Source organism: Streptomyces sp. NPDC002306, assembly GCF_053593435.1.
In genome coordinates this window covers 1-11,861 of the sequence record NZ_JBSFCK010000082.1, presented here as the reverse complement: position 1 = coordinate 11,861, position 11,861 = coordinate 1, and the positions used below count along the sequence as shown (strand labels likewise).

The following is an 11,861-nucleotide window of genomic DNA, read 5'->3' as shown; positions in this document are numbered from 1 at the left end:
CCGCGGGAGTACCGCAGGGGAACACCTGAGCCGCGTGATTCGAAAAGGTTCGCGGAAACCCCACGATGGAGTGAAGTGCCCCAGGATCGCTGCCCCGCGGCGGCGGCCCCCGGGCCCACACCATCGCCGCGTTCCTGATCCCGTTCTTCCTCCCGTTCGTGCTCTTCTACCTGGTGCCCGTCGGCTACGCGATCTGGCAGAGCTTCCTGGTGGTACGCCGCACCGGCGGCCAGTACGGAACGTCGTACACGACCTTCGGCGGCTTCGAGCAGTACTCGAAGGTGTTCCAGAACGACGAGTTCTGGTCCAGCATCGGACGCATCGGACTGTTCGGCATCGTCCAGGTGCCGGTCATGCTCTTCGTCGCGCTGATCATGGCGCTGCTGCTCGACACCCCGCTGCTGAAGTTCAAGTCGTTCTTCCGCATCACCGCGTTCATGCCGTACGCCGTGCCCGGCGTGATCGCCGCGATCATGTGGTCCTACCTCTACTCGCCGCAGCTGAGCCCCGTGGTCGACCTGCTGAAGAGCGTCGGCCTCCAGCCCGACTTCCTCGGTCCGGGCGCCGTGCTCTGGTCGGCGGCGAACGTCTCCACCTGGCTGTGGACCGGCTACAACATGCTCATCATGTTCTCGGCGCTTCAGTCGATCCCGCAGGAGTTGTACGAGGCCGCCAAACTCGACGGCGCGAGCAACTGGGCGATCGCGTGGCGGATCAAGGTCCCGATCATCGCCCCGTCGATCATCCTCACCACGGTGTTCTCGATCATCGGCACCTTGCAGCTCTACGCCGAGCCGGCCGTGCTGCGGCAGATCTCCTCGAACATCTCCAGCACGTACACACCGAACATGCTCGCGTATGTGGTGGCCTCCGGGAACAACTACCAGCAGGCAGCAGCGATCTCCGTGGTCATCGCCGTCATCACCTTCGTCCTGAGCTTCGGCTTCATGCGACTGACCTCGAAGAAGGCCGGGCTGTGAGCAACCAGAACCTGATCCGCGAAAGCCGTGCCAGCCGCACCGCTGTCATGGCGCTGATGTTCCTCCTGGCGATCTACTTCCTGCTGCCGGTCTACTTCCTGATCGTCGCGGCGACGAAGCCGCAGAGGGACCTCGCCTCCACCAACGGGCTGGCGTTCTCGCACTTCGACCTGTTCGGCAACCTGAGCACCCTGTTCACCCGCAGCGACGGCATCTTCGTGCAGTGGGCCCTGAACAGCGTGATCTACGCGGTGCTGGGCGCCGCCGTGGGAACCCTGATCTCCGCGCTGTGCGGCTACGCGCTCGCCAAGTTCACGTTCCGGGGCCGTGAGTTCCTGTTCTCCGTCATCCTCGGCGGGGTCCTCGTACCCACCACCGCGCTCGCGCTCCCGCTGTTCCTGCTGTTCTCGGCGACCGGGATCGTCAACACCTACTTCGCGGTCTTCCTGCCCAGCATCGTCAGCCCGTTCGGCGTCTATCTCGCCCGCATCTTCGCCTCCGCCGCCGTCCCCGAGGAGATCCTCGAGTCGGCGCGACTCGACGGCGCCGGTGAGTTCCGCACCTTCTTCTCGGTGGCGATCAGGCTGATGGCGCCCTCGCTGGTGACCATCTTCCTGTTCCAGTTCGTCGCGATCTGGAACAACTTCTTCCTGCCGATGGTGATGCTGCAGAAGGAGTCGCTCTTCCCGATCACACTCGGCCTCTACGAGTGGAACGGCCAGACCGCCCGCGCCCCCCTCCTTCAGGAATCCGTGATCACCGGCTCGCTGGTGTCGATCGTGCCCGTGATCATCCTCTTCATCCTCCTCCAGCGGTTCTGGCGTACCGGGCTCGCCTCCGGCGCCCTCAAGTAACCGCGCACCCCCACTCGCCTCCCCCTCCGCGTCACCCGCAAAGAGAAGGTCGCTCGCGCTATGCAGAACTCCGCCGTCTTCGTGCCCCATTTCCATTGGGACCGGGAATGGTACGAGCCGTTCCAGGTGTTCCGGCACCGCCTCGTCACCGCTCTCGACACCGTGCTGGAGACGGCCGAGGCCAACCCGGACTTCCGGTTCACCGTCGACGGGCAGATGGCCGCGATCGAGGACTACCTGGAGATGCGCCCGGAGAACCGCGACCGGGTCGTGGCCCTGGTCGCCGGCGGTCAGCTCGCCATCGGGCCGTGGCTCATCCTGCTCGACGAGTTCCTGTGCTCCGGCGAGACCATCGTGCGCAACCTGCAGATGGGCTGGGCGGCCGCGGCGGACCTCGGTGGCTCGATGCCGATCGGCTACCTGCCCGACATGTTCGGCCATGTCGCGCAGATGCCACAGATCCTGGCCCGCGCCGGGATCGAGCACGCGGCACTGTGGCGCGGAGTCCCGGGCTCCGTCGACGGGCACGCCTTCCGCTGGCGTGCTCCCGACGGCTCCGAGGTACGCACCGAGTTCCTCTTCGACGGCTACGACAACGGCCTCGACGTCCTGCTGGTGCCCGACCAGATCGGGCGCGCGCTCGGCGAGTACGCGGAGATGACGGCCGAGCGCTGGGGCGGCGACCCGGTGCTCGCGATGGCCGGCACCGACCACAACGCCCCGGACCCGCAACTGGCGGCCTGGCTGCGGCGCGCCTCCAGCGAGGAACGCGCCATCACCATCGCGACGCTCGACGAGTACATCCGCGAGCACGTGCGCGACGAGGTGTCCGCCGTCGTCACCGGTGAGCTGCGCAGCCATGTGCGGGGCAACATCCTCCCGGGTGTGCTCTCCGTGCGGCTCGCGCTGAAGCAGCGGATGGCCGTCGCCGAGCGCACCGTCGACCACGCCGAGCGGATGAACGCCCTGTGGTCCCGGCGCGACGACTCGCCGTTCCTCTCGCTCGCCTGGCACAAGATCATCGAGTCGTCCGCGCACGACTCGGTCGTCGGCTCGGGCACCGACGAGACGTCCGACCAGGTCGAGGCCCGGCTCGCCGAAGCCGCGCAGACCGCTCGGGCGGTCCGCGACGCCGCCCTCGCCGAGCCCGCCGCCCGGGTGCCGAGCGACGGCTACCTGGTCGCCAACCCGCTGCCCTTCCCGCGTACGGCCCTGGCCGAGGTGGATGTCGTGGCGCCGCCCGAGGGAACCGTTCTCGTCGCGACCGCCGACGACGGCTCGGCGCACCCCGTGCAGCTCGTCTCCCAGGCCCCGACCGTGCTCGCCGACGAGCGCATGGACGCCTCACAGCTCGAACGCGTGCTGCGCCGCATCCACCGCCGTGAGCTCTTCGGCCGCCTGATCGACCACTACGAACTCACCCCGGGGTCGCTGGTCTTCCACCTCGCCGAGGTGCCGAGCAGCGGTCCGTTCGACCTGCTGATCCTGCGTCGCGAGGTCGCCGCCGCGGCCGCCGCCCACCCGGGCGAGTGGCGGGTGCTGACGGTGGAGGAAGCCCGCGCGACCGCGCTGGTGGCCGTGGACGTCCCCGCCTCCGGGCTCACGAGTTTCCGGGTCGCCCCCAGCGAACGGCCCGCGGCTCGGCCGACGGCGATCGCCCCCGCGACGGCGACGGACCGCACGCTGTCGAACGGACTGGTCCAGGTCACGATCGCCGCCGACGGCACCCTGGACGTGACCGGGGCCGACGGCACGGTGCTGCACGGCGTCGGCCGCCTCGTCGACGGCGGTGACCGCGGCGACAGTTACAACTACGCGCCCCCGGCGCAGGACGTCCTCGTGTCGGAGCCGACGCAGGTCGCCGCCGAACTCCTGGAGGACGGCCCGCTGCGCGCCAGGATCCGTGTCACCCGGGTCTACGAGTGGCCCGCCGCCCTCTCCGACGAGCGCGACGTACGCGCCGGCCACACCGTGCCGACCCCGGTGGAGACGCTCGTGGAGGTGCGCGCGGGCGAGCCGTTCGTGCGCGTGTCGACGTCGTTCCTGAACCAGTCCGCCGACCACCGGCTGCGCTTCCACGTGCCGCTGCCCGAGCCGGCGGCAGGGTCCGCGTCCGCCGGACAGTTCGCCGTCACCGAGCGCGGCCTCACCGCCGAGGGCGGCTGGGGCGAGTACCCGATCCCGACGTTCCCCGCGAGCGCCTTCGTGTCGGCCGGCGCCGCCAACGTCCTGCTCGACCACGCCACCGAGTACGAACTCGTCGGCGACGGCTCCGAACTGGCCATCACGCTGCTGCGTGCGATCGGCTCCATCAGCGTCAACATCCATCCCCTGCGGGACGAGCCCGCCGCGAGCGAGATTCCCGCGCCCGGCGCGCAGGACCTCGGCGTGCGGGTCGAGAACCGGTTCGCCGTCGTCCCCTCGGCGACCGGCTGGCAGGGCGCGCACGCGGTCGCCCTCGCCGAGGACTTCCGCAACGACGTTCTGGTCACCCGCGGGACCGCACCCGCGCAGGGCCAACTGCCGCCCGCCACCACCGGCGTGCGGGTCGACGGCACCGACGTCCTCGTGTCGAGCATCCGCCGCGTCGCCGACGACGACCGCGGTCCCGGCACCGAGCTGCGGCTGGTGGCCATGAGCGACACGGGGGCGGCGACCCGCGTGACCGGCGCGTTCACCGAAGCCACCACGGTCGATCTGCTCGGCCGCCCGCTGTCCACGACGCCGGTCACCGACGGACTCGAACTCGCCCTCGGCCCCTGGGAGATCCGAACGGTCGTGGTCCGGTAGCGCACGGCGACCGCGTGCGAAGAGGGCGACCAAGCCCGATCAGTCGAGTCGGCGGACGCAGCCGCCGTTCGGATCCCCTTTTGTCAGCAACAGAGAGTTGTGACTTCGTGCCCTCCCAGAACACCGCATACGTGACGGACACCGCACCCGCGCGCGGCGCGCTGCGTGCGGCGCGCTCGTGGCTGCATTCCGACGCCCCCGCGCGCTCGTTGAACGGGCACTGGCGGTTCCGGCTGTCGCCGACCGTGCCGGTGGCGGCGGATTTCGCGGTCGAGGACTTCGACGACAGCGACTGGGACAGCATCCCGGTGCCGTCCCACTGGGTGCTCCAGGGTGACGGAGCCTATGGCCGGCCGATCTACACGAACGTGCAGTACCCGTTCCCGATCGACCCGCCGCACGTCCCGGACGAGAACCCCACCGGCGACTATCGGCGCCACTTCGACCTGCCCGCCGACTGGTCGGGGAGCGAGCGTGTCGTGCTGCGGTTCGACGGTGTCGAGTCGCTCTTCCGACTGTGGGTCAACGGCGAGGAGATAGGCAGCGCGAGCGGCAGTCGGCTCGCCCACGAGTTCGACGTGACGTCCTCAGTGCGCCCTGGCGACAACGTCATCGCCGTGCGCGTGCACCAGTGGTCGGCGGCCAGCTACCTCGAGGACCAGGACCAGTGGTGGCTGCCGGGCATCTTCCGCGATGTCACCCTGATCGCACGGCCGGCCGGGGGCATCGAGGACGTCTGGCTCCGGGCCGGGTACGAGCGGGGACACGGCCGGGTCGAGACGGAGATCACCGCCGACGCGTCGGCGTTCCCGGTCACCCTCCGGCTGCCTGAGCTCGGCATCGAGCGGGTCTGGGTCACGCCGGACGACGTGGCCGCGTTCGACGTCGAGGCGGTGGAACCCTGGTCGGCCGAAGAGCCGCGTCTGTACGACGTCACGGTGTCGAGCGCCGCGGAGAGCATCGCCCTGCGGGTCGGCTTCCGTACGGTCGAGATCCGCGGCGACCGGTTCCTCGTCAACGGCCGGCGCGTCGTGTTCCACGGGATGAACCGCCACGAGACCCACCCCGAGCGCGGCCGGGTCTTCGACGAGGAGCACGCCCGCGAGGACCTCGCCCGCATGAAGCGGTTCAACGTGAACGCGATCCGCACCAGCCACTACCCACCGCATCCCCGACTGCTCGACCTCGCCGACGAACTCGGCTTCTGGGTCGTCCTCGAATGCGACCTCGAGACGCACGGCTTCGACAAGGTCGACTGGATCGGCAATCCGAGCGACGACCCGGCGTGGCGGGACGCGTATCTCGACCGCGTCCAGCGCACCGTCGAACGGGACAAGAACCATCCCAGCGTCGTGATCTGGTCGCTCGGCAACGAAGCGGGCACCGGCGGCAACCTCGCCGCGATGGCGGCGTGGGTCCACGCCCGCGACGCCGAACGCCCCGTGCACTACGAGGGCGACCACACCGGCGAGTACACGGACGTCTATTCGCGGATGTACTCATCGGTGCTGGAGACCGAGCAGATAGGCACCGACGGCTCACGCGCGCCGCTGATGAACTGCACTCCCGCCCAGGGCGCCCGGCAGCGCACCAAGCCGTTCCTGCTGTGCGAGTACGCCCACGCGATGGGCAACGGGCCGGGAGCGCTCGACCAGTACGAGGCGCTGGTGCACGAACACCCGCGGCTGCACGGCGGCTTCGTGTGGGAATGGCGCGACCACGGCATCCTGACGACCACCCCGGACGGTACGCCCTACTACGCGTACGGCGGCGACTTCGGAGAGGTCGTGCACGACGGCAACTTCGTCATGGACGGCATGCTGCTGAGCGACGACGTCCCGACCCCAAGTCTCCATGAGTTCAAGGCGGTTGTGCAGCCGGTCCGCTTCGCCTTCGACAGCGGGGCCGACGAGGTCGAGATCACCAACCTGCGGCACTCGGCCGACACGTCGGACCTGCGCTTCCGCTGGCGGGCCGAGCATGACGGGACGCTCGCGGACTCCGGTGAGCTGGAGGTCCCCGTCGTCGCGGCGGGCGCGTCGGCGCGGGTACCGCTTCCCCGGATCCCGGTGTCGCGGGACGCGGAGACCTGGTTCACCGTCGACGCGGTGCTGGCGGCCGACACCGCCTGGGGGAGTGCCGGTCATGTGATCGCCACCGCCCAGCTCGACCGTTCGGTACGTCGTCCCGCGCCCGCTGTCCGATTCCGTACCGACTGGCGGCACAGCGACGGAACACTCGCGCTCGGCCCGGCCGAATTCGTCGACGGCTCGCTCGTACGCCTCGCGGGCCGGTCCGTGACGGGCCCCAGCCTGGAACTGTTCCGTGCCCCGACCGACAACGACGAGGGCGCGTCCGACGAGGTCGCGGAGAGTGACGCCGCCGTCGCCGGGGTCTCCCAGGCCGCACTGTGGCGACGCGACGGTCTCGACCGGCTGACCACGCGGCGGGTGTCGGTGGAGCGCACCGCGGACGCCCTGCGCACCGTCTCCAAGGTCTCCGCGGCGAACTCCGGCTCATCGGTCATGGTGGAGACCGTCTGGTCGATCGAGGGCGACGAACTCGAACTGAGGGTCGAGATCGAGCCCTCACGCGGCTGGCTGACGGTGTGGCCCCGGATCGGGATCCGTTTCGGTCTGCCCGATGGCACGGCCCCCGTCGACGGCGCCGAGTGGTTCGGCCTCGGACCGCTGGAGTCCTACCCCGACAGCCTGCGGGCGGCACGCACCGGGCGCTTCTCCTCCACCCTCCGCGACCTCTCGGTCGACTACGCGCGCCCGCAGGAGACCGGTCACCGCTCCCAGGTGCGACAACTGGCGCTGACCCACGCCGACTCCGAGGTGCTGCGCATCGAGGCCCTGCCGGACACGCGCGGACGTCTGCCCGGCTTCACGCTCGGCCGCCACACCCCGCAGCAGATCGCGGGCGCCCGGCACCCCTTCGAGCTGCCGGGATCGACGACGAGTCACCTGATCGTCGACGCGGCCCAGCACGGGCTCGGCTCACGCGCCTGCGGACCGGATGTATGGCCCGAGTTCGCGCTGCGCCCCGAATCCCGCACGATCAGACTGCGCATCGCCGCGGGCCGATGAGAGGGCGCTCGGACATCGCGTAGGACAGCGCCGTCGTCGACGGGCGGGAAGGCCGCACCGGGCCTTGTCACCCGTCGGCGACGGCGCTGTTCGGCAACCCCCGCACCCGCACCGCGTGCCGAGACGAGCCCGGCGAGGGGGCGCGGGAGGAGCCGCGACCGGAAGGCCGAGCCGTGCGAAGACCGCCGTAGGGGAGCGCCCGTACGCCGACCGTCGGTACGCTCGGCGGGCGGTCGGTCGTGCGGGCGGCGACGCTCAGGGGACGGTGATCACGGCCTTGCCCCGGGCGTGACCGCGTTCGACATGGCGTACACCCTCGGCCGCGTCGGCCAGGGCGTATGTCCGGTCCACCACCGGGTGAAGTTCGCCGGCCTCGACGAGTGCGGTGACGGCGAGCAGGTCCGCCTGGATCGGACCGGCCGGAGTGGCCGGAACGATCGGGCGCAGTCGCCGCCGGCTGAACGCGTCGGCCGCGATCAGCCGCAGCATGGACCCCATCACCCCGAACACATGGCCGGGTGAACCGCCGCCGTTGGCCACCAGGGTGCCGGTCGGCGTGAGGACCCGGCACAGCCGGCTCAGCGAGTGGTTGCCCACGTTGTCCAGGATCACGTCGTAGCGCACCCGCCCGTCGGTGAAGTCCGCGGACCCGTGGTCGACGACGTGCGTGGCGCCCAGCGAACGCACCAGGTCGACGTTGCGCGCGCCGCACACCCCGGTGACCTCGGCGTCGAGGCGCGCGGCGATCTGCACGGCGAACGTGCCCACGCCGCCGGCGGCCCCGTTGACCAACACCCGTTGTCCGGACCGCGCTCGGCCCACCGTCCGGATGCCCCGCAAGGCGGTCACCGCTCCCATCGGCACGGCCGCCGCCTGCTCGAACGTCAGGCTCGCGGGCTTCGGCACCAGCAGGTGCGCGGTGGTGCGCGCGTACTCGGCGAAGGAGCCCGGGCAGAAGCCGAGCACCTCGTCGCCGGGTGCGAGTCCGCGCACGTCGGCTCCGACCGCCTCCACGGACCCGGCCGCGTCGATCCCGGCGACACGGGACCTCGGACGGGTCAGCCCCACGGCTCCCGTGAGCCGCGCGACGTACGGGTCGCCGCGCATCATGTGCCAGTCGTAGGGGTTGAGCGCGGCGGCGCGTACCCGCACCAGCACCTCGTCGGCCCTGATCCCGGGCCGGTCGACCTCCGCGAGCCGCAGGATGTCGGGCGGCCCGAACCGCTCCTGGACGATCGCTTTCATCGCGTCTCCCCCTTGCTGCGTGAGCGCACCCCGCACGGTGGGTGTACGCCGTACACCCCGTACTGGGCACCGTAGGTGTACGGCGTACACCCGTCAAGGGGGGAGGGGGGCCGGGTCCGCGGTGTGTCAGGTGGGTGCGCGCGTGGGCGCGGACGGAGGAGTCCCCGGCCGACGGCCGACGGCCGACGGTCAAGGGATCACGGCCGACGGAAGGGGTCGCGGTCGACAGTTTCGCTGAAGCTGCCCGAAGCCTGCGCTCGGGTCGCGCCGTGTGTCAGGCGGTGTGCCGCAGACGTTCGAGGCCGTCCAGCGTCAGGTCCAGGGCGAACTCGAACTCGAACTGGTCGTCACACCCCGAGCCGACGACGGACTCCTCGTCATGGGCGACCGCCATGGCCAGTTCGGTGATGTGGGGGTAACGCGCGGCCATCTCCTCGGGCGGCAGCGCGTCCGGGTCCGGGTCGCGGTCAGGGGTGTCCTCGAACAGCTCCTGGGAGAATCCCAGCAGGCGGCTGCCCATGACATGCATCGCGTGATGCACCAGGTCGACCGAGAATCCTCCCGCACGGAAGATCCCGATCATCGAGTCCAGGTACTCCATCAACGCGGGCGTCGGGGCGGCCCGTTCCTTCATCCGTGCCTCGATGACGCCGGGCGCCCACGGGTGGCGCAGCAGCATACGGCGGGCCGACAGCACGCGCCGACGGACGGTGGTCCTCCAGTCGGCGTCGCCGACCGGGGGGTCGATCTCGCCGACGACGACGTCGATCATGCCGTCCAGCAGTTCGTTCTTGTGGGCCACGTGCTTGTACAGCGCCATGGGCACGACGCTCAGCGCCTGCGCGATCCTGCGCATGCTGAGCGCGTCCACGCCGCCCTCGTCGGCCAGGGTGACGGCGGCACTCAGGATCCGCGCTCTGCTCAGGGGCGCGCGGGGCCGCGTGGCGGCGTCGGCCTGCGTGGGTATCGCCACCATCCCCTCTCCGCCGGGCAAGGACCTCAGCCATCCGCGCTTCCCCGTGGTGGGGCGCCGGTCCGCCCACTCTACTCACGCACCAGGTTCGCGCCGCGCGGCCCATCGTCGTCGATGCCGGAGACCGCCGGCGCGGCCGGATCGCCCGATGCCGGAAGCGACGGCCCGGCCCGGCGCCCGGCACCCTGGACACGATGCTGCGGGAACGGCCGTCCCGTGACTGATCCAGGGCCGGCGACGGACGGCGCGGTCAGACGGCGGTGGTGTGCCAATGGACGCCGGTCAGCTCCTGCGAGCGTTCCCACAGACGACGGCCGAGGTCCGGATCCTGGGCCGCCGCCGAAAGCCGCACGACTGTGGGATGTCCGGACCGCCCGCCCCGGCCGTCGGGTCCGATGTAGGAGCCGCCGGCGAGATCGGGTTCGGTCGCCGCGAACAGCTGCGGCAGGGCTCCCATCTCCTGACTCTGCGCGAAGAGCGTGCCGGAAACGCGCATGACGATCCCCGTGATCCCGGTGCCTTTGTTCTGCATCGGGGTGTTGCTGTAGCCCGGATGCGCGAGAACGCTCGTGATCGGCGCCGATGACGACTGCTCGCGCCGGGCGAGCTCCGCGCCGAAGACCGCGTTGGCCAGCTTCGACGCCGAGTAGGCGGCGAGAGGGGAGTACTTCCGCGACCAGGCGACATCGTCCAGATCGAGAGCGCCCTTCTCGTGCATGTACGACGTCACAGTGACCACCCGCGGTGCCGGTGAGCGGCGCAGCGCCGGTTCCAGCAACGCCGTGAGCGCGAAGTGGCCGAGGTGATTCGCGGCGAGATGACGTTCCGCGCCCCGCGCGGTCACGGAGTGCTCGACCATCGAGATGCCCGCGTTGTTCACCAGCACGTCGACGGACTCCTCCGCGCCGATCTCCTCCGCCGCCCGGCGAATGGAGTCCACATCCAGCAGGTCGACCCGGCGCACCTCCACCTCGGCCCCGGGATACGCCCTGCGCAGCGACGACGCCACCGCCGCTCCCCGTGCCGCGTCGCGCACAGCGAGCAGTACCCGGCCGCCGTGCGCCGCGAGCTCGCGTGCCGTCACGAGACCCAGACCGCTGGTCGCACCCGTCACGACGAACGTACGGCCCGTCTGGTCGGCCATGCGCTCCACCGTCCATCCGCCACCACCCGGCTTGCTCGCGTTCGAACCTGTCGCCATCTCTTGATCTCGCTTTCCAGTCACCGCGGTCTCGGGCATATCCGCTTCGCCCGATCTGGGAACGTGGAAAAGCTAAACCTTTCCATTAATGTGAAGGTCAAGCGGCCGTCCGCGAGGCCGCCCACAGGCGCGACGGCGAGGCACACCGTCCGCACGGAAGACCAGCCGAGGAGAGCACTGTGAAGATCGGAGACCTGGCCGCGAAGACGGGTGTCGCGCCGCGACTGCTCCGCTACTACGAAGAGGTCGGCATCCTGCACCCGTTCCGGGGCGACAACGGATACCGCACCTACGGCGAGCCCGCCGTCGACCGGGTACTGCAGATCCGCGAACTCCTCGAAGCGGGCTTGACGACGGAGATGATCCGCGAGGTTCTGCCCTGTCTCGATGCCGTGAAGGAGGAAGCGGCGCCCGTCCCGTGCCCGGCGACGAAAGATCTGGACGGACTGCGACGCCAGCTCACCAACATCGAAAGACGCATCGACGTGCTGCAACGCAACCGGCAGGCCATCGCGGCCTACCTGCGCGCCTGGGAGGACGGGACGGCCGCGACGCCGGCGGCCGCCGACGGAGTCCTGGCCCGGCTGCGGAACGACAGGGGCGGCGAGCCCGCCTCTCGCTGAACGCGCCCCCCTACGTCCGGCGAGGGGCATGCCCCTCGCCGGACGGAGCCCGCCGTGCCGGACCGTCAGCTCGATGGGGGTGGGCAGCGCCGCCAACGGGGCC

General features: G+C 70.7%; 8 protein-coding genes. 5 read left to right on the top strand and 3 right to left on the bottom strand.

Annotation, left to right across the window (positions count from 1 at the left end; translation table 11 throughout):
* The first annotated feature begins 89 nt into the window (after positions 1-89).
* The 4 genes from ACWCQK_RS40860 to ACWCQK_RS40845 all read left to right on the top strand — a co-directional run bounded on the left by ACWCQK_RS40860 (position 90) and on the right by ACWCQK_RS40845 (position 7,716).
* A complete protein-coding gene (locus ACWCQK_RS40860; protein ID WP_451164178.1) occupies positions 90-980 on the top strand; it encodes a carbohydrate ABC transporter permease in 891 nt (296 codons plus the stop codon).
* A 47-nt stretch (positions 981-1,027) separates the two neighbouring features.
* Positions 1,028-1,834 carry a carbohydrate ABC transporter permease gene (locus ACWCQK_RS40855; protein ID WP_451164176.1) on the top strand — a complete coding sequence of 269 codons (807 nt, stop codon included), beginning with the start codon at positions 1,028-1,030 and terminating at the stop codon, positions 1,832-1,834.
* A gap of 60 nt (positions 1,835-1,894) precedes the next feature.
* Positions 1,895-4,624: a glycoside hydrolase family 38 N-terminal domain-containing protein gene (locus ACWCQK_RS40850; RefSeq protein ID WP_451164174.1), complete on the top strand. Its 2,730-nt coding sequence runs from the start codon at positions 1,895-1,897 to the stop codon at positions 4,622-4,624.
* A gap of 131 nt (positions 4,625-4,755) precedes the next feature.
* Entirely contained in the window at positions 4,756-7,716 is a 2,961-nt protein-coding gene (locus tag ACWCQK_RS40845; RefSeq protein ID WP_451164172.1) for a glycoside hydrolase family 2 TIM barrel-domain containing protein, read from the top strand.
* Between the two features lie 255 nt (positions 7,717-7,971).
* Here the strand turns inward: ACWCQK_RS40845 and ACWCQK_RS40840 are convergent, their stop codons facing one another.
* From ACWCQK_RS40840 to ACWCQK_RS40830, 3 genes are all read right to left on the bottom strand, one after another.
* Entirely contained in the window at positions 7,972-8,961 is a 990-nt protein-coding gene (locus tag ACWCQK_RS40840) for an NAD(P)-dependent alcohol dehydrogenase (protein ID WP_451164170.1), read from the bottom strand.
* 274 nt (positions 8,962-9,235) lie between these two features.
* The gene (locus tag ACWCQK_RS40835) at positions 9,236-9,937 is read right to left on the bottom strand and encodes a TetR/AcrR family transcriptional regulator (protein WP_451164168.1); all 702 of its coding nucleotides are present in this window, start codon (positions 9,935-9,937) and stop codon (positions 9,236-9,238) included.
* 247 nt (positions 9,938-10,184) lie between these two features.
* Positions 10,185-11,135, bottom strand: a complete 951-nt coding sequence (locus ACWCQK_RS40830; RefSeq protein ID WP_451164166.1) for an oxidoreductase — start codon at positions 11,133-11,135, stop codon at positions 10,185-10,187.
* 179 nt (positions 11,136-11,314) lie between these two features.
* Here ACWCQK_RS40830 and ACWCQK_RS40825 point away from each other — a divergent pair, with 179 nt between their 5' ends.
* Positions 11,315-11,758: a MerR family transcriptional regulator gene (locus tag ACWCQK_RS40825; protein ID WP_451164164.1), complete on the top strand. Its 444-nt coding sequence runs from the start codon at positions 11,315-11,317 to the stop codon at positions 11,756-11,758.
* The last annotated feature ends 103 nt before the right edge of the window (positions 11,759-11,861 follow it).

What these genes read in the sequence shown, in the direction of transcription:
- ACWCQK_RS40835 (WP_451164168.1), bottom strand. Translation starts at nt 9,937, where the DNA reads ATGGTGGCGATACCCACGCAGGCCGACGCCGCCACGCGGCCCCGCGCG.
- ACWCQK_RS40850 (WP_451164174.1), top strand. Translation starts at nt 1,895, where the DNA reads ATGCAGAACTCCGCCGTCTTCGTGCCCCATTTCCATTGGGACCGGGAA.
- ACWCQK_RS40840 (WP_451164170.1), bottom strand. Translation starts at nt 8,961, where the DNA reads ATGAAAGCGATCGTCCAGGAGCGGTTCGGGCCGCCCGACATCCTGCGG.
- ACWCQK_RS40855 (WP_451164176.1), top strand. Translation starts at nt 1,028, where the DNA reads ATGGCGCTGATGTTCCTCCTGGCGATCTACTTCCTGCTGCCGGTCTAC.
- ACWCQK_RS40830 (WP_451164166.1), bottom strand. Translation starts at nt 11,135, where the DNA reads ATGGCGACAGGTTCGAACGCGAGCAAGCCGGGTGGTGGCGGATGGACG.